The following is a 23,805-nucleotide window of genomic DNA, read 5'->3' as shown; positions in this document are numbered from 1 at the left end:
CCGGATCGCTGCAGCAATAAGGAGCACAAATGGCCCCCCAGCATACCTTCGTGATCTCGGGAACGCTCAATGAGCAGACCTCGCAGACCTCTGTCTCGCTTACGGGGACCATCGTCCTGGAAGGGGTGACCTTTGAGGTTCGAACCCAGCAAAAGGTGTCCAGGGATAGAAAACGGTATCAGGCGGTATCCGGAAGGAGCGCTGCTGGAGAACTGCTCAAAGGCGCGATCTTCACGTTCGCCCTGACAGATGCCGACAAGAAGGCCAAGCGCCCCTGCTTCAAAGGCAAGCTCAATCGAGGAAGCAAGGTTTACCACATCGCCGGCTGGTACAATTCAACACCAGATGGGGAGGTCATCCGAGTGGGAGAAAACAAACGCAAAGCGACCCCTGCCTCTGAAGAGCGCGCCTGCCCTCCCACGGCCCAAATGGGTGCATAAGGGACACAAAGCTCATCATTCCAGATTTTGCCCTCTCCCCTTTAGAGGGCAAAAACCCCAATAAATTCAAAAGTTGAACCCGCCAATGCCTGCATCCGACCCCCAGAACCAAACGGTCGAACGCTTCTGGATTGCTGATACCGAGACCACCGGTCTCAGCGTCGAAGATGGCGACCGGATCATCGAGCTCGGCGCTGTTGAGGTCGTGAACCGCGTCCGGACCGGGCGGACATTCCACTCCTATATCAATCCCGAAGGGCGCCGGATCTCCTATGGCTCATTCGAGGCCCATGGGATCCATGACACAGTGGTTCAGGATGCTCCGCTGTTCGGCGAGGTCTATCCGAAATTCTGCCACATGGTCGGTGACGCTCCTTTGGTCATCCATAACGCTCCGTTCGACGTCGGCTTCATCAATGACGCCTGTCGGCGGGATGGGTTACCGCCACTCCCGAACCCAATCATCAATTCCATCGACACCGCCTCGCTCATTTGGCCAGGCCGGACGGTGAACCTCGACGCAGTGGCTGGGCGCCTGGGCCTCTACGATCCCGAGCGGGCGAAGAAGCACGATGCGATCAAGGACTGCACCCTCTTGGCGGAAGTCTGGATCAGAATGCTGGCCCTGCGGGAGAACCCGCAGTCTCAGAACGATCTCTTCGCCGGTTCCCAAGCCTCCAAGATTACCTCGCCTGCCGTGGCTGTTCGCGGCTGGTCCACGAAGCTTCTGTGATCTCTGATGCCGAACAACCTTAAAACCGAGTCCTACTACTCCTTCGGCCGATCTTGCTTGTCGCCGGAGGCTATTGTCAGCCTCACCAAGGCTGCAGGGCAGAGCGCCGTCGGTCTTTGTGATCGCAACTCGATGGCAGGATCATATGAGTTCTGCAAAGCCGCCAAGAAGGCGGACATCAAGCCTATCCTTGGCCTTTCTGTCGAAGCCAGCATCCAGGGAGCCGAAGCAAACACGACCCTTACTGGGTGGGTGACCCTCTATGCCCGCAACGAGGCCGGGCTGAAGCATCTCTATAAGGTGGCTTCAGACTGCCATTCAGGTCCGTTGCCCTTGGAGCTTCTGGTCGAGGGACAAGCGGATACGATCTACTTCCTCACGGGGCCTACTGCGGACGGCCTCCTGCCGAACGCGACCCGATCCAGCAACGCGCCAGCCTACGTCCGAACCCTCTTTTCCACCTTGGATGCCAGCGGCGTCACCTACGCCGTCGAGCTGGAGCGTCGGCAGAGACCGGAATCCGTTGAGGCTCGTATCCTCGACCTGTTGGACGAGCTCGGCCTGGAACCGGCTGTGGTCGCCACCAGCGAAATCCGTCACGGGACCGCTGCAGACCGCGAGGCCCTTGAGATCATCGACTTCGTCTCCCGTCGTAAGGAGACCGGGGTCGCCGAGGCCCTAGCCGAGAAAGGCAATCTGACTGCCGGAGTGACCTTCAAGACGCCGGCGGAACTTGAGGCCCTCTTTGAGGACGTACCTCAGGCCCTCATTAACGCCGATGCCATTTCAAGCCGGTCGGAAGCCTTCGTCAATTCGAGCCAGCCCCGCATCCCTCATATGCCCGGTCTGACCGCTGAGGATGAGATCGAGCAGATCAAAAGAAGGGCCCGGGAAGGACTGGCCGCACGGATCTCCCAAAATCCCTACATCGAAGAGAAGAAACAGGCCTATCTCGACCGGCTGGAATTCGAGCTCGACCACATCACGCGTCTGGGCTTCTCTGGCTACTTCCTCATCGTGTCCGACTTCATCACCTGGTCCAAGCAGAACAACATCCCCGTAGGACCTGGGCGCGGCTCCGGTGCAGGCTCACTTGTGGCATGGTCTCTGTCGATCACCGAGTTAGACCCGATCCGTTTTGGTCTGTTTTTCGAGCGATTCATCAATCCCGAGCGGATTTCGCTGCCGGATTTTGACGTCGATTTCTGCAAAGCTCGGCGCCCGGAGGTCCTCGACTACGTTCACCGGCGCTATGGAGCTGACTACGTGGCGCATATCGGCTCCTACGCCACGCTGGCAGCCAAGGGCGCCTTCCGGGCAGCGGCCGCATCCCGAGGCATGACCCCGGGTGCGGTGGAATCCTTCGTCAGGCTCATCCCTGATGATGCCAAGACCCTTGCTGATGCAGCCCAACTCCCTGCGGTAGCCCGAGCGCTGTCACAGCCGGAGGCCTCAGAGGCTTTCAAGGCCGCCCAGGTCGTCGAGGGATCGGTCACCCATGCCACAAAGCATGCCGCCGGTATCATTATCGCAGACCGTCCGCTGATCGAGACGTGTCCGCTTTACCCGCCAGACAAGAGCGACCTCAAAGTCGCTCAGTTCGAAATGGGAGCCGCCGAGGCCACCGGACACGTCAAGTTTGACTTCCTGGGTCTTGAGACCCTGACAGTCATCGAGAATACCCGCCGCCTCCTGAAGGCCGATGGGATCGAAATCGATCCCTATGCGCTCCCATGGGAGGACGAAGCGACCTTCACCATGCTCAATCGCGGCTGGACGCTTCGCGTGTTCCAGATCGAGAGCCCTGGGATGACTAAGGCGCTCCGGGAGATCAAGCCGAGCCGGTTTGAAGACCTGATCGCGCTTGTGGCCCTCTATCGCCCCGGCCCGATGGAGTACATCCCGCAGTATGCCGCTCGAAAGGCCGGCCGTGCCAAGGTAGCCTATCCCCATCCAAAGCTGGCCGAAACGCTGGCAGAGACCTACGGGATTATCATCTACCAAGAGCAGATCATGCAGATGGCCCGGATCGTAGCCGGGTACAGCCTCGCCGAGGCCGATGTTCTGCGTAAAGCCATCGGTAAGAAAATCCCCGAGGAGATCGCTAAGCAGCGGACGATCTTTGTCCAGAAATGCATCGAGCAGGGCGAAACGGAAAAGGATGCCAACGAGCTCTATGACTTCGTCCTGCCCTTCGCGGCCTACGGCTTCAACAAAAGTCATGCCGCAGCCTATGCGCTGATCACCTGGATCACGGCCTACCTGAAGCGCCACTACACCCATGAGTTCCTCGCTGCCAACATGGAGCAGGAGATCACCAAGGTCGAAAAGCTCATGCGGACCGTGGATGAGGCCAAGAAAATCGGGATTACGGTTCTCCCACCCGATATCAATGTGTCCGGCGCAAGCTTCCAGATCGAGAGACGGCAGGACGGCTCTAAAGCCATTCGGTATGCTCTTTGCGCTCTGAGCGGCATCGGCCGGGATCTGGCAGCTCAGATTGCTACCATCCGCGAGGCCGGCCCCTTCAAGTCTCTCGAGGATTTCATCGACCGGACCTTGGGCACCGTCAAACAATCTGACATCCTCACCCTGATCCTGGCCGGCGCCTTCGACCGTCTCCAGACCCAGAACACCGACAAGTCTGTGGCTCCAAAGGACAACCAGGCCCGTATCGATCTGCGGGCCAAGCACCTCTCTGCTACGGAAGCGTTACGGAAGCAGGCGACAAGCCGAAAGTCGGCAGGCGTGAACCAAGGCGATCTCTTCGGCAGCTTTGCGCCGGTACCGCTAAAATTCACGGTCGAGCCTCTTTCTACGGCCGATGCAATTGCCGGTGAGGAGAAGGCTTTCGGCTATCGATTTGCGGCGCACCCCATCGACATCTATGCCGACCTGATCGGAACGAATGGGATTGTCTCACTGACGACGGCCCGCCGAACCATGCGGGAGATCACTCCTGACCAGACCTCTCTGAAAGCTCTGGTCGAAATCGTCAGCATCCAGGACCGCAATGTCGATGGAACGGTGATCACCGAGGTTCAAGTCGGTGACGCCTGCTCAGCGATGCGGGCTCAATTCTCGAACAAGGTCGTTCCGCCTATCCTTTCTAAGGATCCGCTGATCGCCGTGGTTGAGATCGACTGGTCCAAGAGCGGTCCCGTGATCACGCGCTGGTCGCCCGCCAATGCCGAACAGCAGAAGGCAGGAAACGGCGCGGTAGTCCGCTGTGCAGATCAGACGTTGGCTGTTCAGGTTCTCGGTCAGATCCGCTCGCACACTGCTCTCAGAACCCAGGCTGAAAATGGTTCACGCCTGTTTATCGCAATTGGGAGCAATGCACCCAAAGAGACGAGCCTCACCATCAAAACCGATGATGTAAGCCTTGGAGCCATCAAAGCCATGAAAGGCGTCATCGGGATCGAAATGACGGGATAGAACCATGAACCCATCTAGAATTGAGATCCGGCTCTCCCCCAACTGCGGGGACGCCGGCCTCGCCCAAATTCGGGACGTCATCCGGGAGAAAGCGCTGCGCCCGCCTGGAACCTCGGGGCTTGTCTTTATAGTTCCAGCTGAAGGTGCTGACGTAACGATCGACACACAGGTGCGCAGGCTTAACGTATCCCCCGATCTCCTGTCAGCACTCACAGAGCTACCCGCCGTTGATACCGCTACGGCTTCACACGTTCCTGAATAATCTGGGTGAAAACATTTTGAACAGACCCTAGCGAGCACTGCGTAGCCAATGCCTACCGTATATTCTAGCCGTCCAACTTGGGCATTGCTTGATATTCAGGATGTCCTGCCGAGAAAGCAACTCTTTCTCGTTATCAGGATCCAGCGCCTCGATCGTCAACCTATTGCGGATCGCTGAGTTAGCTTTGTCCATCTCAGAGATAAACTTAAGCGGGACGCCTTCGTCAAAGAGCAGTAATGCGAATTCTCGGATCACGTTGCCTGGGACATCCGGCGTGCAGGCGATTGAATCTGTCTTGTCCTGGCTAAAATCAGTACCATCATAGAAACCAGATTCCCTTGGGGTATATCTAATATTGTACTTTCTTAGCACGCGCTCTACGAGGCCCTCGTCCCGCTTCTTGCGCCAATAAACTACATCGATGTCTCGCAATTTCTCTAAGGCAGCCGCCCTCCGAGCGTCTTGCGGTGGCCCTAGATACAGCGGTTCTGATTCCGGCTGAGGTTCAGCCTGAAGTGTAGCCTCACGCGAAGGAGGTCCCAAATACCGGGGTTCTGAGTGAGGTTGCGACTGGGCCTGCCTTCCTGTGTCGTTAGGTGCATTGGTGCACCGCACTCCGGCTTCTTGTAGCCTGCTGCTGAACTGAGAAATGGGAGTGAAATACCCGTGTGTCCCGCCTTTTACGCCACCAGCTACAACACCGACAATGTTGCCGTTTTGATCCTGCACCGGGCCGCCACTCATCCCGTACGTTAGTGGCAGACTTGACGGGTACATATCGAACTGTCCAATATCACCGATCACCTTACCGAGAACCGTGAACAGAGTGTTCTTTTCTCCCTGAGCGTATCCTAATGCTGACAGATCCTCACCGCGGTTAAGGTCGCGACAAACGACCTCCGGTATGCCAGTGATGCGCTCGCTTGGGACAACGTCTGCATTGATCCGAATGATACAGATATCCGGGTACATCTCGGATCGATCACAGCGGAACACATCAGCCGGGATCTGGTTGCTATCCTTGTGCTTAAGTGACACCCTTAAACGGGATTTCCCCTCTACCGCTGCTTTAACAACATGACGGGCGGTGACGATGTATCCCTTTGAACTGATAAGAAACCCAGACCCTTCTTCTATAGGCTCAGCAGCGTTTGGTGGGATGACTCGGATATATACAACCGGTTGCGCGCTAGCTCCAGTTGAGGACATCAAATGAAAGCATACGCCAGCCAACCCGCAAATCATCGATGCTAGAAATCGCTTGGCTGCGGTCGACATAACCAAACCTCATTTTGTTGAGCTATACAAACCCTGCAAGCACTTTCTGTCTCGATCGCTCAGTACAATGTTTTCTTCCGACGAGAACCGATTGGTCCATCGAGATGGAATTGGGTAGAGCATAATGGACTTCTCGTTGAATCCCGGATCACCGATGCATGCTGCATTCTTCGTGTAGCGATCAAGAATGTTCTGAACGGTCTTCTGCTCCGACCAGCCGCGCTGGGCCATATCCGCAATCACCGCCTCACGGATCCACTGAAAGGGGACATTCGGATTTTGATGCTCGTGCTGTAGACCCAATGCGTGACCACATTCATGCTGTATGACGTGCGGCATGAGGTCAGATATCCGCATTGTTGGAGCAGGATCGGGTACCCTCAGGCAGTTTCGTCCGATGTAGGATTCATTGACTGGTGCATCGAATTCGACGCGGATCTGCGATTTACCTCGTTCTTTTGATGGAAGGTAACGGAACGCCAGTCGAGTTTTCAGTGGCCCAACAAACCATGCATCCGCCGCAGTCCGAAATATCTCCTGCTGTGCCGGTGAACCGTTCAGAAAACTGACGCCAAGAGTTATCATTCCACTGTTTGGAGTTTGTCCATCTGAATCCAGCCACCGATCCCTCAAGAATGAAGTCCCATAATCTGAGAAGTCGAATTGTTGTTTAAGTGTATCAAGCTCGAATTTAGAAGGCCCAGATTGGGTGCCGAACTGTGACAACTCGAAGTCACGAGAACTGGACACACTGTCCGGAGTAGAACAAATGAACACGCCACCTTGAGCGCGAGCTACTCGGGGAGAGTAAGAAAGCAACGTGGCCGAACAGCAACCCCCGACAAAGGCGCGACGACTGATCATTTTCCCCTCCCTAGAAGGAGTATCACTATGACATCGTGTCAGCAGCAGATCAACGACTTGGATGTATTCCAAAGGAGCTTGGCACGCTGAGCAATGATAGAGCATCCGCTGCTTCTGAGCATGCTGAAGTATGCTTTCGCCAGCTAACCCGCCGCGCAGTTTCCACCGAGCCCCTCAAGACGATCACATCAGCTTAGAAAGTTGAGGATGTGAGATAGCGTGGTCCGGGGCGGAGAAATAAAGTGGGAGAAGGCGAAGTAGGTCGTAGTCCGCAACGCCCGTGCTCGCGTCCGGAAATCAGAGCATGGTACCGGTTGATTCCAGAATGAAAGTAGAACACGCCACTCGTGCCCTCTGTAGTCATTTGCGAAAAATCATCCCAAGCCCGTGACATCGTCACGGCGGTTGGGAACACCTATGGGCAGGTGCTTGCCGCAGGAAACCTGATGCGGCTGCAGCTCCCAGGCAAGGTCAATCCCGCCTGGGAGAATAGCGCCCTACGTAGTACGAATCCCCCACATTCATAGCAGATCCGTCAAAAGGACGTTTTGAGAGACGATGTGCTGTTCTAGCGGTTAGTGAAGCTGACGGACTTTGAGCACGCCGCCGCTCCCGATTTCCGGCAGGCCGAGCCGTGTAGTTCCAGGGTGAAACTGGCCTTCCCACCGCGGTTCACGACCTTATACCCGCGGACGTACTCGTTGAACCTCTCAGTCCATTTGTTTGGACCCGTCGAGATCAGGACCTGGGTGAGGCTTCCGGCACTGCCGCTAAACATCGAATGCATGCCGTCGCAGACCAAATTGCCGTAGTCAATGATCCAGTCCTTGAGCCCGTCCCCGTTCAGGTCATGCTCATTCGTGGCAAAGCCCTTCCGAAGCTTGAAAACATCGCAGGAGTCCAGGTTCCCCTTGAAGGCCTCGACTACGTCCGCAGGGTAGCCGGAAGTGTCCGATGATTTCTCACGCGGCGGTGGCGTCGTGCTCGCCTTGATGAACTGGGTCGGAACCCAGCCGCCGTCATCGTCCCCCTGGCTCACGTAGCAGAAGCGGGGGAGGCCCCGTGATGCCGGGTCCTCGTCCATGATGACCTTACCGGCCGCGTTGACGTTATTGCACGCGCTGACCTTGAGCCACTTGGCATCGTGCGAAACCTCGCCGACCTTGTGCGACTTGGGGTCCGGCCAGCGTTTCAGGATGAGCTTTTCCCCAGGCGCAATGCCGGTGACGTCGACGATCTCCGGATCGGCGGCCAAGGCTGCTCCGGTTCCGATGATTAGGGAGAGTGAGAAGGCGAGTAGGGTACGCATGTGGGATCGATCTCTGTTGGTGCCAGCCTTGTAACAGTTCCCTACCCGAGCGGTAGGTGTGCCGTCGCCAATCCACTACTTCCTGCAGACAGAAAGCGGACTTTGCTTCGCCACTCGGACCTGTTCACACATCATTAGCGGCCGAGTTTAGTAGCGCCAATCCGAAATAAAATGTAGTCTGTGACACCCGTGCTCTCGTCCACAAACCCCGAGCATGGTACCGGTTGATTCCAGAACGATAGCAGAACACGCCATTCATGCCCTCCGTAGTCATTTGCGAAAAACCATCCCAAGCCCGTGACATCGTCACGGCGGTTGGAAACACCTATGGGCAGGTACTCGCCGCCCAAGGACACCTGCTCCGGCTGCAGCTTCCAGGTGAGGTCAATCCGGCCTGGGAGAAATGGACTGACGATCTCCTCTACCCGCAGGGAGGCCGCTACGGCTATGTTCCCGGCGAGGGTGGCGGCAAGAAGGAGGCGCTCGACAAGATCAAGCGAGCACTCTCTTCCGCTGACGAGGTGATCATCGCCACCGACTGCGATCGCGAAGGCCAGGGTATCGGTCAAAGCCTTCTGGAGTTTCTTAAATTCAAGGGGCGCGTCCGTAGGGCCATGTTCACGGCGCAGGACCCGACAACCCTGCAAACGGCCTTCAAGTCGCTCAAACCCAATTCCGAATATCAGGGCATGTACGATGCCTTCGTCGCCCGTCAGCAGGGCGACCAGATCTACAATCTCTCCCTGACCCGCGTTGCGACCAACAATCTCCGCCCTGAGGGGAGCAAGAAGCCCGTCGGGATCGGGCGCGTCCGCAGCCCTACCCTCGGTATCCTCTGCCGGCGCGAGCTTGAGATCCGTAACTTCGTTCCGAAGGAGTATTTCGAGGTTCGGCTGAACGTCTTAGGGGCCTCGGGCAGCGCCGATCTCTTCTATCGGCCCTCTGATGAGAACCGCATTTTCATCCGAGGCACCGCTGACCAGATCGCGGAGGCGGCAAAGGCCTATTCCGGCCCGGTCCACGTGAAGACCGAGCGGAAAGAACGGTCGCCTGCCAAGCCGATGGACCTGCCGACCCTCCAGAAGCGCGCCTCTCAATGGGGCTGGACGGCAAAAAAGACCCTCGACACCGCTCAGGACCTCTACGAGACCTTCAAGATCATCACGTATCCACGATCCGAGTCCCGCTACCTTAATGAGAGCTTGATCCCGCAGGCAGCTCCTCTCCTCGAGATGCTCAAGGAGGTTTCCGATTATGCCTCCTACTCGCTGAAGGCTCCGGTGATCCGGAAAGGCAAGAGCGGGGTGTTCTCGGACAAGCAGCTTGAAGGCATCTCTCACCATGCCATCATTCCGAACATCAACTGCCCGGGCGGTTTCGCCAAAACGGTCGGCCAGCTCAATCCGGACCAGAAGCGCCTCTTCGACCTGATTGCCCGGACCTTCCTCGCAGCGATCGGCGAGCAGCACATCTACGACCAGACCAAGGTTTGGGTCGACGTGCAGGCCCCTCCGGTGCCCCCTGGCAAGTTCACCTTCTCGGTGACCGGCTCCGTTCCGGTCTTCGCTGGCTGGAAAGAGATCTTCGAGGACAAGTCAGACGAGGACGAGGAGGAAACCAAGCTTCCTCCCCTGAAGAATGGCGAGCCTGTGAAGGCGCGTGAGACGGAAGTTCAGGTTAAGATGACCAAGCCGCCCCCGCGCTACACCGAAGGCAGCCTGATCGAGGCCATGCAGGAGGCTTGGAAATTCGTGGACGACCCCGCCGAGCGGGAGCGTCTCAAGGAAGCCAAGGGTATTGGAACCCCTGCTACCCGTGACACCATCATCGAGGGTCTCAAGCTCCAGGGGCAAATCACGGTTCAGAAGAAGAACCTCGTCCCGACCGAGCTTGGCATGCAGCTCTACCAGATCCTGGCCTCTGCCGCCCCTGTGATCGTCGATCCTGGCGCAACCGCCCGCATGGAAGCGCGCCTCGACGATATCTTGAGCGGCAAAGCAAGCGCCGACCAGGTCATCAAGGAAATCTCTAAGGTCGCCTATACCCTCATTCCAAGCATCAAACAGAAGAAGGGGTCTGTCACCGCAGCAGTGGCCACTCCTCCTACCAAAGCCATGGTTCAATTCGCCCAGACCATCGCCGGCCGGAAGAACATCCCTCTCCCCCGAGAGGTCACGAACAACTTCAAAGCCTGTAAAGCCTTCATCGACCAGCACAACGGAACACCCCAAAACGGGGAAGGAAGCGGCGATTGGCTCCTGGACAAAGCCCAAAGGCTTGCCCAGGCCACCAACACACCCCTGCCGGATGCCATCAAGCAGGATCGCGCCGCCCTCAAAAAGTTCGTCGACGAGGCTGACAAAAAGCGCGGGTCCGAACCTGCAAGCGACAGCCAGATGGCCTGGGTCAAGAAACTCGTCGATCAGGGCGCTACTCCGCCAGACGGATACCCGGATGCCGTGTCGAAGACCACAGCCAGCAAGTTTCTCGACGCTGCCTTTGCCAAGAAAGCCGCTAATGGCAGTTCTGGAGGTAGACCCGCAGCCGCAAAAGCGGGAGGCCAGAAGCGGCCAGCGGGAGCGCCGGCCAGACGGTTTGCGGGGGCGAAGAAATAGGCTGCAAACCGATCCATCCTAACGAAGAAGGCCGGGTTTCCCCGGCCTTTTCCTTAGCTCTCGCTTGGGAGGATGAACATGCCCTCTATTTCACTCTGCGCTCGTGCAAAAACATCATACGGGTGGGCGTGCTCCGCTGTGATTTCCTCAAACATCGTCGCAACCAACTGCTTGTTGCCGCAGAGTGCAAATAATGTTGCAGCGTCAGTAACCGCCTGGACTTTGCCCTCATAATCCTGATGGTCCGGACGGCTATTATAGATCTGGACCGACGCACCATAGATCGAGGACTGGATTTCCTTAGGTGTGAAGCCTTCCGGAGGCGGCAAATCACCCTCGGCCGGGACCAGTCTCTCTGTAACATCCTCCGGGTACGACGGGGCCGGTTCCTCGTCGCCTGTGGCGCTTATCGGAACCAGGTCTTTGACATCGCTGAAGGTCTCGTCAGCCATTCGCTACCTCCTTTTTGGCTGCTAACTTTAATTCGGAATATCACATTAAAAGTCATGGCGCGACACCGGTAATGCGCGATATTGGCGTTCATCTGAGCCAAAAAAGGGCAGAACAAACGCCATGATTCGAGAGACCTCCCGTACCCCGTTCCTGCGATCCAGCTTCGAAATCGTCTATGACCGAGGGGTCAGTTCCTCTTCAGATGGCAATTATGAACCAGCTCTCTTGAGCGCCCGTGCCGCTTCAGCTGAGATCCTTGCGAGGTCCATGAGCCTCCTCGTCAACCGAAGTGCCACTGCCCAGAACGAAAATGACGTTCTCGATATGCGCTATGTATATGCGGGCCTGGCGCTATCCGACGAGAGCAAAGTCGCCAACGCTGCCCAAACGCAAATCATGCGCCACGCACGTTCCGCACTGTTGGCTGCCGATGACACAGACGGGGTCCTCGAGCGCACCCAGTTTGCCCTCTCGTCGCTGTCCCTTCCCGGCAAAAGACCCCTCATGGTTGATCTGCCACCAGCAATGTCTGGCTTGAGGGACCTCGTCTGGGATTCCAGTGTACGAAAGGCGGCAGCAGGAACGGTCCTTGATCCAAACCTTACCGCAACTGCACAAGCGCTCGCATTCGCTGCAATCTGCAGACCCTGCCAATGGTTTAGCCCTGATACCGGGATCATCGTGCGGGCCGGCTGCTCGATCCGCCCCTCGGGGCGGGGGTTCCGCCTTACCCTTCCTTGGTCCCACTCCCTTCTGCGTCTGTCCCATGCGGCGAGCACGACCGTCATCAAGGCAGGATTTGAGCGTGGGCTGACCGAAATGGAGCTTCTGGACACCCTCATCACTCTCAAGGATGTGGCCAGCCAGTCCAATCCCCAGGAAAGCCAAACCGCTGCGACCGAGCGCGGACGCGACTATGTCGTCTACGATTATGCGGTTGAGGCCTACGCCGCCGTCGAGCAACAGAGCCAGATATTCTCCGACCCGGTCCTGACCCTGGCGGCCGCCACGGCAGCGGCGCTCACCGTTAACCATTGGAACGCTGAATAAAGGCCCTGCCCTCACAAAAAACCGAGTTGTCGTGCGGTAAAAAGATATAAAAGGAGGGCAACAGCAGTTTAATTCGGCGAACTCGAATCATAATGGAAATCGGATACGGCTCATGAAGAAGAAGAACGCACTGTTTTTGGGAATTGCAGCCGTATCGGCTTCCTTCGCCTTCATCATCTCAAACGCCATGACACCGGAGCCCCCTCCTCTGGCGCCTGAGAACGTTGTTCAGGCTCCCCCCGCTCCCGATCCGCGGGAGTTGACGGAGGTTCTGGTTGCCAACGAGGACATTAAGATTGGTCAGCAGATCAATCCGGCAATGATGACGTGGCAGACTTGGCCGAAAACGTCGGTCCCGCCTCATGCCATTACGCGCGACAATCAGCCTGACGCCTTCACTACATTCGAGAAGGCCACCGCAACGGCGACCCTCATGAAGGGCGAGCTCATCGCCGAGGCCCGCCTGATCCGGTCTGATAAATCCGGTTTCGTGGCTACCGCGCTGCCCGAAGGTTACCGGGCCTTCTCCATCCGCCTTGACGCGGGTGGCGCCAACGCCGCCGGCGGCATGATCCTGCCGAACGACCGAGTTGATATCTACGTCACCGGCCAGGCCCCCCTTCCCGGCAAGACCGACATCGACTCCACGATCCTCATGCAGGACATCCGGGTCATCGCCATCGACCAGAACATCGAGAAGACCGACGGCACCCACGCCATGATCGGGAGCACGGCCACCCTGGAGCTCACCCCCGAGCAAATCGTCTCGGTCAACAAGGCCCAGAGAAACGGAACCCTGTCGTTCGCCCTCCGCCCGATGCGCGAGAAGCAGCCGGAGACGCTTGAGGCCTCCGCTGCTGCCGCACCAGCCAAGGCTGCCGACATCCAGCTCATCCGTTTCGGCGTCTCGTCCACTCTGAACTGATATTGCTACCTCAAATTCGGACAATGATAATGACAATCACCAGGAACCCGGGCGCTTGGAATGTTCAAAGCGCTTTCCTTCGCGGAGCCGCGCCGCTCCTAGCCCTCGGGATCGGGATCGGTCTGGCTTCCCCGGCTCAGGCAGCTGATCCCGTGGCCGACCCTTTGAGCGGCTCTACCGCCGTAAACGTCGCCAGGAGCGCTATCACCGTCGGGATTGGCAAATCCACGTTCCTCGACCTCAAGGCTGATGCCCGCGACGTAATCGTCACGAACCCGAACGTAGTCCAGGCAACCATCCGCTCCGAACGCAAGATGATGCTCCTCGGCCTGGGTGAGGGCGAGACGCAGATCTACGTCATGGACGCGGAGGGGCGCAGGATCACCAGCTATACGGTGCAGGTTTCCCGTGACACTGGGCGCCTTGAGGAGGTTCTGCGCGAGGTCATCCCTGGATCCACCATCCGGACCAAGATGATCGGCAATTCCGTGATCCTCTCGGGCGAGGTCGATTCCGATATTCAGGCCAAACAAGCCGTTGATGTGGCGACCGCCTATATGACTGCCGGAGTGCGTTCTCCCGACCTAGGGAGCGGCTCGAGCGGTGGCATCTCCTCTGGAGCGCCTACTGATGGTTCCCTTGGCCCTGTGATCAGCGCCCTCACGATCAAAGGTCGCGATCAGGTCATGCTCAAAGTGACGATCGCTGAGATCCAGCGCAACGTCCTGAAGCAGCTCGGCATCAAGTGGACCGGATCCTGGAGCCTGCAGGACGCAACAATCAACGCAGCGTTTTCCCCAGCCTACCCCGTGGCGGGTTCCTCGCTTGCAAAGACCGCGCTTGGGGCCACGTGGCCGGGCGGCGACGCCATCAATCTCGAAGCCATGGAACAGGCCGGTGTCGCTCACACCTTGGCCGAGCCGACACTGACGGCGATCTCCGGCGAGTCGGCCAGTTTCCTTGTGGGCGGCGAAATGCCGGTTCCCAGCGGCACTTCGTGTAGCGGTGACGGGGGCAGCAACTGCCAACCGACGATCACCTATAAGAAGTTCGGTGTGAGCCTCAACTTTACGCCGGTGGTCATGTCCTCTGGGAAGATCAATCTCAAGGTCGGCACTGAGGTCTCCGAAATCGATCCCAACAACCAGATCATTGTTCCGGCCGGAAACAACCAGAGCCTCGCCATCCCGGGTTTCAAGGTCCGTAAGCAGGACACCACGGTCGAAATGCCGTCTGGCGGTGCATTGGTGACGGCAGGTTTGATCCAGCAGCAGACCAAGCAGGCGGTCAATGGCCTTCCCGGTCTTATGGACCTGCCCATTCTCGGAACGCTCTTCCGCTCCCGCGACTACCAGCGCCAGGAGACGGAACTGGTGATCATCGTGAACCCGTACCTCGCGAAGCCTGTCGCGCCTCAGAAGATTGCCCGCCCCGATGATGGCTTTGCTCCGGCGGCAGATCCCAACGCGGTGTTCCTCGGCCAGGTGAACCGAAAGACCACCGGCAAGAGAGAGGCCAAGCCGATCTTCAAGCAGCCCGGTTTCATCATCAACTGACGCCGCCCGATTACGTTTAAGGATCTCCCATGTTCAAGAAGCTTTCCACGGCGGCATGCCTTTCCCTTCTGGCGGCTGGCTGCGCAGATCTGGAACCCCCTGCTTACGCGCTTCCGTATGCCCCGGATATTCGGGATCGCCACCCCATCGTCCTAAAGAATGAACTTACGACCCTGGATGTTTATCCGACCCAAATCAGTGGCCTGGACGCGCGCCAGAGGGTTGACCTCCGGGATTTTGCCCGGGCCTACATCCCTGCAGGCAAGACATCCCTCGTCGTTTCCTCCCCATACAAGGGGCAGGCCGCCGACAACGCCGCAGTTGACCGGTTCGCCAATCTCATCGTGAAAGATCTTGTCACGGCAGGCGTTCCCCGCTCCGCTATCGAGGTCAGGAAATACCAGAGCCTCGATTTCGATCGAGTCGAGCCCGTCAAGCTCGCCTATGTCCAGCTGGAGGCCGGTGTGCCTCACGCTTGCGGCGACTGGCCGGATGATCTTGGCGCGGGCAGCCTGATCAATGGGATGGAGAACCTCACTCCCGCCAACTTCGGTTGTGCCCACCAGCAGAACCTCGCTGCTCAGATGGCGAACCCGATGGATGCGATCCGTCCCGCACGCGAAACCGCTCCCGATTCCACTCAGCGCGTCTTGATGCTGCGCCGCTTCGTCTCCGGCCAACCGACAGCAACCCAATCTGCGGGATCGGGAACTGAAGACAGCACCACGTCGACCTCGGTTCCGAATTGATCTTGGTAAGGCCCTCCTCATGAACCACATGACCCCTCACCTGACCCACTCCACGGCCACCCCACTGGCACCGGTTCCGCGGATCACCATCGATGCCTTCTGCCAGAGCAAGCCTGTTGCTCGCTTTGTCGCAGAAGCATTCAAGGATCCGATCCTAACCCGAGCCAAATCGGACCTTTTGGAGGGTGGGCTTCACGATGCAATCGCGTACTACTCGTCCGGTAACGGCACTCCGAGCGTGATCGTGCTCGAAGTCGGGCCGGACGAGGAGAACTTCCTCCCCATTCTCGACGAGTTGGCGAACCATTGTGCTGATACGACGAACGTCATCGTCATCGGTCATAAGAATAGCGTCCGCATCCATCGCGCCCTTCAGGACAAAAACGTCCAGGATTACTTGGTTGTCGAAGAACTGGACCGATTTGATATCGTTCGGGCGATTTCGCGTATCTACTCGGAAGAGTCTGGGGTCGGCCACGGACACGTTACCTCAGTCATCGGCAGCGTCGGAGGGGCCGGAGTCACGACAATCGCGTCCAACATCGCTGCCAATCTGGCAAGCATCGTAGCATCGTCGGTTCTGGTCGATCTGAACTTCGGTTTCGGAGCTGCGGCCTATACGTTCAATCATGAGCCGAAGCAGGACATTTCAGAAGCTCTGCTGACGCCGGAGCGCATTGACGCGAACCTCCTTGAGCGCCTGCTCGTCCAGTGCGATGGCAATCTTGCGATTCTCCCCGCCCCGGCCACCCTGGAGAAGACTTGGGACGTCCGCGAGGACGCCGTATCCCGAATTGTGGAAACCCTGCGCCGAGACAACACGAACCTTGTCCTGGATATGCCACGGGTCTGGACCAACTGGACCTCACTCTCCCTACAGGTCTCGACTGAGATCATCCTGGTGGTCACCCCTACCCTCCTAAGCATCCGCAATGCTCAGGAAGCGGTGGCGGCCTTGGACCGTCTCGGAAAGCGTCCTCGCCTCATCATCAACCAGCATGGCGGTCCAAAGAGCTCGGATACACCGGTCGCCGACATCACCAAGGCGCTGAGCGGGCTGGAGCCCGATGCTGTGCTCGCCTACGATCGCGCACTGCATCACGAGGCGACCGAGAACGCACGAACGCTGGCGCAGGTTCAGCCGAACAACCCGGCCAGCATCGCTCTCAAGGACCTCGCCCGATCCTTGGCTGGCGTTGTCGCTCCAAATGCTCCTGGGGAGTCCAACGTGCCCAAGGCGTCGCCACTCACCGCACTGGTACAGCGCCTTTCCAGCGCCGTACCGAAGCGAACCAAGTCCAACTGACACCCAGACCTTGAATCGAGACAGTCATGGCTTTTGGCAATAAGAAGATTTCCCCTCGCTCCGCCAACGACAGTTCCACGCCAGTGGCCGCCACTCCCTCGCGTGTGGCCGCGCCTGCCTTCGGCGGAACCTCCGGACCTCGGCCTGTGGGAGGGTTCGGCCTGTCCAACAAGCCGGGAACAGGTTCTGTAGTCGTCGTTCCCACGCCGGCTCAGGCTTCGCGCTCTCCGGCTTCCGGTAGAAGCAGCATGATTCCTTCGATTGTGCCGGATGCTGTCGTTTCGGCGAACTACTATGAATACAAGAAGCAGATCAACGATCAGCTCCTTGCTTCGCCGGAAATGATGCAGCGGCTCGGGGCACTGGACAATGCCCAGGCCGCCGCAGAGATCCAAGAGTCGGCCAGGCAGATGATGGTCGACCTGGAGTTGCCTCTGTCCAAGGCTGAGCAAGACCAGATGCTCAGAGACCTCGTTGACGATATCCTTGGCTTCGGTCCTCTGCAGCCTCTCTTGGATCGCGACGATATCGCCGACATCATGATCAACGGTCCGACCGAGGTTTTCATCGAAGTCGGCGGCAAGATCGAACCCGCTCCAAACTGCCGCTTCACTGACGAAGCCCACCTGTTCAACATTGCCCAACGCATCGTCATGCAGCGGGGCCGCAAGGTCGATGAAGCGACCCCGATGTGCGACACCCGCCTGAATGACGGTTCCCGCGTCAATGTGATCGTTCCCCCACTGACCAAGCATACGACGATCACCATCCGTAAATTCAAGCGCGACCGCCTGACGCTTAACGATCTCGTCAAATACGGAGCCATTCACCCGGATGGTGCCGAGCTCCTCAAGATCATCGGCAAATGCCGTCTGAATGTAATCGTCTCGGGCGGTACGGGCTCTGGTAAGACGACGCTTCTCAACACCCTGACGGCGTTCATCAACAACGGTGAGCGGATCGTTACGTGCGAAGATACTGCCGAGCTTCAGCTTCAGCAGCCTCACGTGGTGACGATGGAAACCCGCCCGCCAGGGTTGGAAGGCACCGGCGAAGTCTCTATGCAGGACCTCGTCAGGAACAGCCTGCGTATGCGCCCGACCCGCATCATCATCGGTGAGGTTCGCGGCGAGGAGATGTTTGACCTCCTCCAGGCGATGAACACCGGTCACGAAGGGTCCATGGGCACTCTCCATGCGAACGATCCCCGGCTGGCCCTCAGTCGTATGGAATCCATGGTCATCATGGGCAAGCCCAACCTGAACGTGAGAAATGTCCGAGAGATGATCGCTGAATCCGTACACGTCATCGTTCAGGTAAATCGCCTGCCTGACGGATCGCGCCGAATCACAAACATCTCCGAGATCACCGGAATGGAGGGTGAGACCATCTCCATGCAGCCGCTGATGGAGTATGTGACGACCGGCGAGGACGACCGCGGCCGATTGGTCGGCCACCACAAGTTCTCCGGAACGATCAAGCCCAAGTTCTTCGAGAAGGCAGCCTTCTATGGTGAGGGTGAGCGGCTCCAGAAAATCCTCTCGTCCGGCGTCTAGCGAGCAAGCTCATGATCTTGTCCCAAGCCATAATCGGCGTCTGCAGTTTTATCGCCATCGGATCAGTAGCCTACGCGCTGCTATCCCCGAAGATTGCCGACGAGTCCGTCTCAACGCAGCGACTGGCGAAACTCACGAAGGATGGGGCCGCCGCCAGCGCCCGCGCTGTGGTGGACCGCCGGCGCCGCCGTGCGGTGATCCACAATCTCGAGGATCTCCAGGCCGAGGAGAAGGACCGTAAAAACCTCCCGATTGAGGTTCTCATCAAGCAGGCCGGCTTAGACTGGACCAACCAGCGCTATTACCTCATGATGGCGTCGGGAGTGGTTATCACCTCGGTCGTGGTCTACCTTGCGTCCATGAACCTGCTGGCGACGGCGGTGGCTACCCTCCTCGCCCCGCTCATCTGGCCGAAAATGTACGTTTCCCGTCTGCGCGAGAAGCGGATCCAGCAGTTCCTTGAGCAGTTTCCGGTCGGGTTGGATATCATCATCCGCGGCCTTCGATCCGGCCTCCCGATCCGAACCTGCCTGAACACCATTGCAACTGAGGCGGAGGAGCCTCTGCGGACTGAATTTCAGGCCGTGATGCAGGCCCAGGCGGTCGGAATGACCATCGCGGACTCCGTAGCCAGGATGCGCCTGACCGTCCCGTCCTCGGAAACCAACTTCTTCATCACTCTGATCGAAATTCAGCAATCGGCCGGCTCAAACCTAGCGGACACCTTGAACACTCTGGCGAATATGATGCGAGCCCGTAAGCAAATGCGGGAAAAGGTAAAGTCGCTCGCCGCTCAGCCCAAGATGTCCGCCTACATCATTGCGGCGGTACCTGTTGTGGTGATGGTGGCTGTCCAGTTCATCTCGCCAGAATATTTGGAGCCACTGTTCTACACGACCCTCGGACACGTAGTTCTTGGCGGCTGTATCCTTTGGGCCGGACTGGGTGCCCTCCTCATGAGATCGTTCATGAAGGTCAAAATCTAAGGGCTCTCGTCATGCACCAGGCACTCACCATCGTCTTTCTGACTATCACCCTCACCGCTGTCGGCATGCTCATCATGCAGGTCTTCGAACCGGAAAGCGTCGGCAATGTCAGGCGCCGCCGTCTGGAAGATACCCAGCCGGACAAACTCCGCGCTTCAGGCCAAGCCGACGGCGATCGCGTCAGGTTCATGCCCGGACGTCAGGTTCGGAGGATCGTCACCCGCCTCCATCTCGCGCGCTACCTGGGCACCGACGACGCCCGTGATCGTTTGGTTCAGGCTGGGTTTCGTTCGCCCGCTCATGAGGTAAGCCTCCTGTTTGCTAGGTTCATCATTCCTGTCTCATTGACGCTTATGACGACGGCCTACCTGTTCGTGACAGGAGCACTTGAGGGAAATCTCTTCTTTCAGGTCGCTCTCATTGCTTTCATGGGCTTTGCAGGCTTGAAGCTGCCGGACATCTTTCTGAGCCGGGCCATCGAGCGGCGTCAGGAGTCTATCAGGATGGCATGGCCCGACGCGTTGGATCTCCTGAACATCTGCGTGAGGTCGGGAATCTCAATCGAGCCCTCAATCCGTAAGGTCTCGGACAAAATTGGGCATCAGTCGTTTCCGCTTGCTGAAGAACTCAGGATCCTGCTAGCTGAGATGGCCTATCTCTCCTCCCGGCGACAGGCCTACGAGAACCTTTACAAGCGGGTTGATCTGACCCCGGTCCGAAACTTCGCGTCCACCCTTATTCAGGCGGAGATGAACGGGACGCCCATCGGCGATGCGCTTAAAACTCTGGCAGATGAGGGCCGCCTTGATAGGATGAACGAGGCGGAACGTCGAGCAGCCCAGATGGGTCCCAAACTCACGATTCCGATGATCCTGACCCTCCTTCCGGTCTTGATTACGATCATCATCAGCCCACTCTTGATCAAGATGATGAGCGGCGGTCTCTAACCGCTTACCGAACAGCTCTGATCTTCGCGACTTTTGAGGGGCTCAATGCCCCTCTCATCGTGTTAGAGTGCCAATCGTCCGGTTTATAATTCGCCAAACTTGGCTTATAATCTCACCTACTTAATCGCTGGCGAGTGACCTGGCTGGCTCTGACCTCCAAACCATCAGGACCAGTCATGGACAACCGCCGCAACGGAGCGCGCTCGGCAGCTCACGCGATCCGATCCTTCTCCAAAGATACCGGGGGCAACGTCGCCCTTATTTTTGCCCTGACACTACCAGTTCTCATCCCAGCAGCAGGTGTCGCCTACGACTATTCCCGCATTTCCGCGATGCATAACGACCTCCAGGGGTCAGTGGACTCGATCAGCCAGACAATCACCCAGCGGATCAATGCCTGCCTAGACACGATCCGGACGGACAATGGATCTGGGGGGTACACCTTGGACAATGGCTGTCTGAATGCCGGTCACTACGGAGCGGATCGCCGCACCTTCGACCCGCAGGCGGAAGCTCAAAAGCTTCTGGCTGAGAATTTCACCCAAACGGGCTTCGATCCCGCCAGCCCTCCGCAAGTTGTGGGATCGGTCGAGATCGACAAATACACCGGCCGGTTCGTCGTCAACGCCCAGGTTGGCTACAAGTGCGTGTTCATGTCCCTTCTCAAGAGGGACTGCACCGTCACCGCCTCGTCCGCCGCGGTGACCTCGAACGCCTTTGCTCAGGCCGACCAACTGGCGCTCACAGGTCCCGCAAAAGCTGAGATCTGGGCCGGCCAGTCATCCCCCTCATTGCCCTTCAATCTACAGGCCTCAAAGGGATGGCCCGCCTATACCTTCAGTGTGGGTGCGAACCTTCCGTCTGGTTTGACCGTAAATTCCACGTCCGGACAGGTAGGTGGACAGGCTCAGGCACCTGGCTGCACTGCTCCGTGCAACCCTCAGACGTTACCCCCGACGACGTTCGGTGTCACTGACAGCGGCGATCCTGCTCGAGGCGGGATCAACAAGCAGACAGCTTATCACAATGTCGTCTTCACCATCGTCCATCCGCTGGGTCTCTCCTATACAGGTGACAGCTTCGATACGATCGTCGCAGCCGGTCACTATACCTACACGAAGACGCCGGTCCGCTCCGGCGGAAAGGGACCTTATACATACTCCTGCTCCGGTCTTCCGTCGGGTCATTCGAACAATCCGTTTACATGCGATGCCACGACCGGCGTGATCAAGGGACAGCCGAATCTCTCCAAGGACCAGCAGTCGATCTCTGGTGTGATCACCGTTACAATTCGCGACGGCCGCGGTCTAACGGCTTCTACCCAGATTCCATACAACTTCCGTCTGCCGCCGCTCTATGGGCGTGCGCTCAAACAAATTACCGGCGAAATTCAGGACGATATCAACATAACGCAGGCCTTCGAAGGAACGGGTGGCTGGGGCACCCTTCGCGCCTATTGTTCAGGTCTCCCGGCAGGATTGAAGTGCGCGGGCAACGGGTCGGACGGCCGGTTTGACGGTACCGTTTACGGGCGGCCTACAAACAAGGATGATAGGTCTGGATACTTCAACGTCACGGTCGTTGACGACACAGAACGCACCGTCACATTCCCCGTACGGTATCTCTTAGAGCCCAATAACAAAGTCACTCGTTACGACTGCGGCAAGGAAAAGTGGATTGCCTGGGTGGATCTGACCTATAATTCCGTACACTGCAAGTATGGCTGTAACCACCAAAGGCGGGTCCACGTCTCCTGCGGCTCGAATTCCGACCTGAATATCTATGGACCCGGGCCAAGGACAGACGCATACCCGGTCTCCCCTGGAGAGCCGCAGACCTACGGGAGGGTTGAGTCCTCGCGCTATATCTCTAAGGCCAAAATGGAGGAGCTCCGCGACTTCGCCCGTAGCGAGCTCTGCGAGTTCGTCAACTACCATCGGGATGTTCTGTGGAACGGCCGCCAAGGATCCTACTGCTCCAGCAACGTCAATCTCAACGACATCTCTGACATCGCGGAGTTCAACAACAGCGCACCTCCTCCACTTCCTCCGCCGTACTGTGCCGTTTGGAAGCGCGACAACGGGTGGGGGATGACCCGGGCGCAGGGTACCCAGTGTTTCGACAGCTATGGCAACCCGACCAGCTAACTTTCGAGCCAAGCGTCATATGAAAACAGGAGGGCGGTCTTCGGACCGCCCTTTCTTTTGTCGGGCACGATAAATTGCTGCGTGATTCGAAATTGCCGCGACACTCGGCGGTGGTCGGACAGCGGGGTCAGGGAATACGCGGTTCTAAAGAGGTTGATGCTCCTCCAACGGCAATAAAGTGTATATTTACTGTTTTATAATTCGCCCAAGATGACTTATAATCTCGCCGATCCAATCGCTGGCGAGTGACCTGGCCGGCCTTGACCCCCAACAACTAGGACCAGCCATGGACAGCCGCCGCAATGGAGCGGGGTCGGGAACCCACGCAATCCGATCCTTCTTTAGAGAGACTCGGGGTAACGTCGCTATCATCTTCGCCCTGACATTACCCGTCATCATCCCGGCCGCAGGTGTAGCCTACGACTATTCCCGCGCCTCCGCACTCCACAATGACCTGCAGGGGTCGGTGGACTCCATCAGCCAAACGATCACCCAGCGGATCAACGCTTGTCTGGATACGATCCGTACTAACAACGGCTCCGGCGGTTACACCCTGGATACCGGGTGCCTCAATGCTGGCCAGTACGGGGCTGATCGCCGCGCCTTCGATCCGCAGGCCGAGGCCCAGAAGCTTCTGGCATCGAACTTCACACAGATGGGCTTCGACCCAGCTAATCCGCCGCAAGTTGTGGGATCGGTCGAGATCGACAAGTATACCGGCCGGTACGTCGTCAACGCCCAGGTCGGCTACAAATGTGTGTTCATGTCCCTTCTGAAGAAGGACTGCACGGTGACCGCTTCGTCCGCAGCGGTGACCTCAAATGCCTTCGCTCAGGCCGACCAATTGGCCCTTACGGGTCCGGCGACTGCGGAAATCTGGGCGGGTCAAGCCTCACCGTCGCTGCCGTTCAACCTGCAGGCCTCTAAAGGTTGGCCCTCCTATACCTATAGCGTCGGTGCCAACATGCCGGCGGGGCTTACCCTGAACTCAGCCACTGGCCAGGTCGGCGGACAGGCGCAGCCGCCCGGATGCACTGCTCCTTGCAATCCTCAGGCGCTGCCCGCAACGACGTTCGGGGTCACCGACAGCGGTGATCCTGATCGAGGCGGGATCAACAAGCAGACGGCTTATCACAATGTCGTCTTCACCATCGTCCATCCGCTGGGTCTCTCCTATACAGGTGACAGCTT

At 58.1% G+C, this 23,805-nt stretch carries 18 protein-coding genes; 14 read left to right on the top strand and 4 right to left on the bottom strand.

Annotated elements, in window-relative coordinates; genetic code table 11:
* Nucleotides 1-29: 29 nt before the first annotated feature.
* The 3 genes from OC446_RS16995 to OC446_RS16985 all read left to right on the top strand — a co-directional run bounded on the left by OC446_RS16995 (nt 30) and on the right by OC446_RS16985 (nt 4,611).
* Nucleotides 30-440 carry a hypothetical protein gene (locus OC446_RS16995; protein WP_262030211.1) on the top strand — a complete coding sequence of 137 codons (411 nt, stop codon included), beginning with the start codon at nt 30-32 and terminating at the stop codon, nt 438-440.
* An 85-nt stretch (nt 441-525) separates the two neighbouring features.
* Complete coding sequence (locus OC446_RS16990; protein WP_262030210.1) at nt 526-1,173, top strand: exonuclease domain-containing protein; 648 nt, start codon at nt 526-528, stop codon at nt 1,171-1,173.
* Between the two features lie 6 nt (nt 1,174-1,179).
* A complete protein-coding gene (locus OC446_RS16985) occupies nt 1,180-4,611 on the top strand; it encodes a DNA polymerase III subunit alpha (RefSeq protein WP_262030209.1) in 3,432 nt (1,143 codons plus the stop codon).
* A 289-nt stretch (nt 4,612-4,900) separates the two neighbouring features.
* Here OC446_RS16985 and OC446_RS16980 read toward each other — a convergent pair whose 3' ends face one another.
* From OC446_RS16980 to OC446_RS16970, 3 genes are all read right to left on the bottom strand, one after another.
* Nucleotides 4,901-6,151, bottom strand: a complete 1,251-nt coding sequence (locus OC446_RS16980) for a serine protease (protein ID WP_262030208.1) — start codon at nt 6,149-6,151, stop codon at nt 4,901-4,903.
* 9 nt (nt 6,152-6,160) lie between these two features.
* Nucleotides 6,161-7,015: a hypothetical protein gene (locus OC446_RS16975; RefSeq protein WP_262030207.1), complete on the bottom strand. Its 855-nt coding sequence runs from the start codon at nt 7,013-7,015 to the stop codon at nt 6,161-6,163.
* A 568-nt stretch (nt 7,016-7,583) separates the two neighbouring features.
* On the bottom strand, nt 7,584-8,270 hold the full coding sequence (locus tag OC446_RS16970; RefSeq protein WP_262030206.1) for a hypothetical protein: 687 nt from the start codon (nt 8,268-8,270) through the stop codon (nt 7,584-7,586).
* A gap of 311 nt (nt 8,271-8,581) precedes the next feature.
* On the opposite strand from OC446_RS16970, the gene OC446_RS16965 reads away from it, so the two are divergent.
* Complete coding sequence (locus tag OC446_RS16965) at nt 8,582-10,939, top strand: type IA DNA topoisomerase (RefSeq protein ID WP_262030205.1); 2,358 nt, start codon at nt 8,582-8,584, stop codon at nt 10,937-10,939.
* A 53-nt stretch (nt 10,940-10,992) separates the two neighbouring features.
* Here the strand turns inward: OC446_RS16965 and OC446_RS16960 are convergent, their stop codons facing one another.
* Entirely contained in the window at nt 10,993-11,391 is a 399-nt protein-coding gene (locus OC446_RS16960) for a hypothetical protein (RefSeq protein WP_262030204.1), read from the bottom strand.
* Nucleotides 11,392-11,659: 268 nt separating this feature from the next.
* Between OC446_RS16960 and OC446_RS16955 the strand changes: the two genes are divergently transcribed.
* From OC446_RS16955 to OC446_RS16910, 10 genes are all read left to right on the top strand, one after another.
* A complete protein-coding gene (locus OC446_RS16955; RefSeq protein ID WP_262030203.1) occupies nt 11,660-12,442 on the top strand; it encodes a hypothetical protein in 783 nt (260 codons plus the stop codon).
* A 112-nt stretch (nt 12,443-12,554) separates the two neighbouring features.
* The gene (gene cpaB, locus OC446_RS16950; RefSeq protein ID WP_262030202.1) at nt 12,555-13,367 is read left to right on the top strand and encodes a Flp pilus assembly protein CpaB; all 813 of its coding nucleotides are present in this window, start codon (nt 12,555-12,557) and stop codon (nt 13,365-13,367) included.
* 29 nt (nt 13,368-13,396) lie between these two features.
* Nucleotides 13,397-14,923 (top strand): type II and III secretion system protein family protein, encoded by a 1,527-nt coding sequence (locus tag OC446_RS16945; protein ID WP_262030201.1) that lies wholly within the window; start codon nt 13,397-13,399, stop codon nt 14,921-14,923.
* Between the two features lie 29 nt (nt 14,924-14,952).
* Entirely contained in the window at nt 14,953-15,672 is a 720-nt protein-coding gene (locus OC446_RS16940; RefSeq protein WP_262030200.1) for a CpaD family pilus assembly protein, read from the top strand.
* 19 nt (nt 15,673-15,691) lie between these two features.
* Complete coding sequence (locus OC446_RS16935) at nt 15,692-16,978, top strand: CpaE family protein (RefSeq protein WP_262030199.1); 1,287 nt, start codon at nt 15,692-15,694, stop codon at nt 16,976-16,978.
* Nucleotides 16,979-17,004: 26 nt separating this feature from the next.
* Nucleotides 17,005-18,534 carry a CpaF family protein gene (locus tag OC446_RS16930; protein ID WP_410055085.1) on the top strand — a complete coding sequence of 510 codons (1,530 nt, stop codon included), beginning with the start codon at nt 17,005-17,007 and terminating at the stop codon, nt 18,532-18,534.
* A 194-nt stretch (nt 18,535-18,728) separates the two neighbouring features.
* On the top strand, nt 18,729-19,520 hold the full coding sequence (locus tag OC446_RS16925; protein ID WP_262030197.1) for a type II secretion system F family protein: 792 nt from the start codon (nt 18,729-18,731) through the stop codon (nt 19,518-19,520).
* Between the two features lie 74 nt (nt 19,521-19,594).
* Nucleotides 19,595-20,467, top strand: a complete 873-nt coding sequence (locus OC446_RS16920) for a type II secretion system F family protein (RefSeq protein WP_262030196.1) — start codon at nt 19,595-19,597, stop codon at nt 20,465-20,467.
* A 176-nt stretch (nt 20,468-20,643) separates the two neighbouring features.
* The gene (locus OC446_RS16915) at nt 20,644-22,614 is read left to right on the top strand and encodes a TadE/TadG family type IV pilus assembly protein (protein ID WP_262030195.1); all 1,971 of its coding nucleotides are present in this window, start codon (nt 20,644-20,646) and stop codon (nt 22,612-22,614) included.
* Nucleotides 22,615-22,900: 286 nt separating this feature from the next.
* Nucleotides 22,901-23,805 (top strand): TadE/TadG family type IV pilus assembly protein (locus tag OC446_RS16910; protein ID WP_262030194.1); only part of this gene is annotated, 905 nt, incomplete at its 3' end.

The organism is Microvirga sp. Mcv34 (assembly GCF_024519725.1).
GTDB lineage: Bacteria > Pseudomonadota > Alphaproteobacteria > Rhizobiales > Beijerinckiaceae > Microvirga.
Note: the sequence above shows the minus strand (reverse complement) of the source record. Positions and strands in the feature narration are given on the sequence as shown.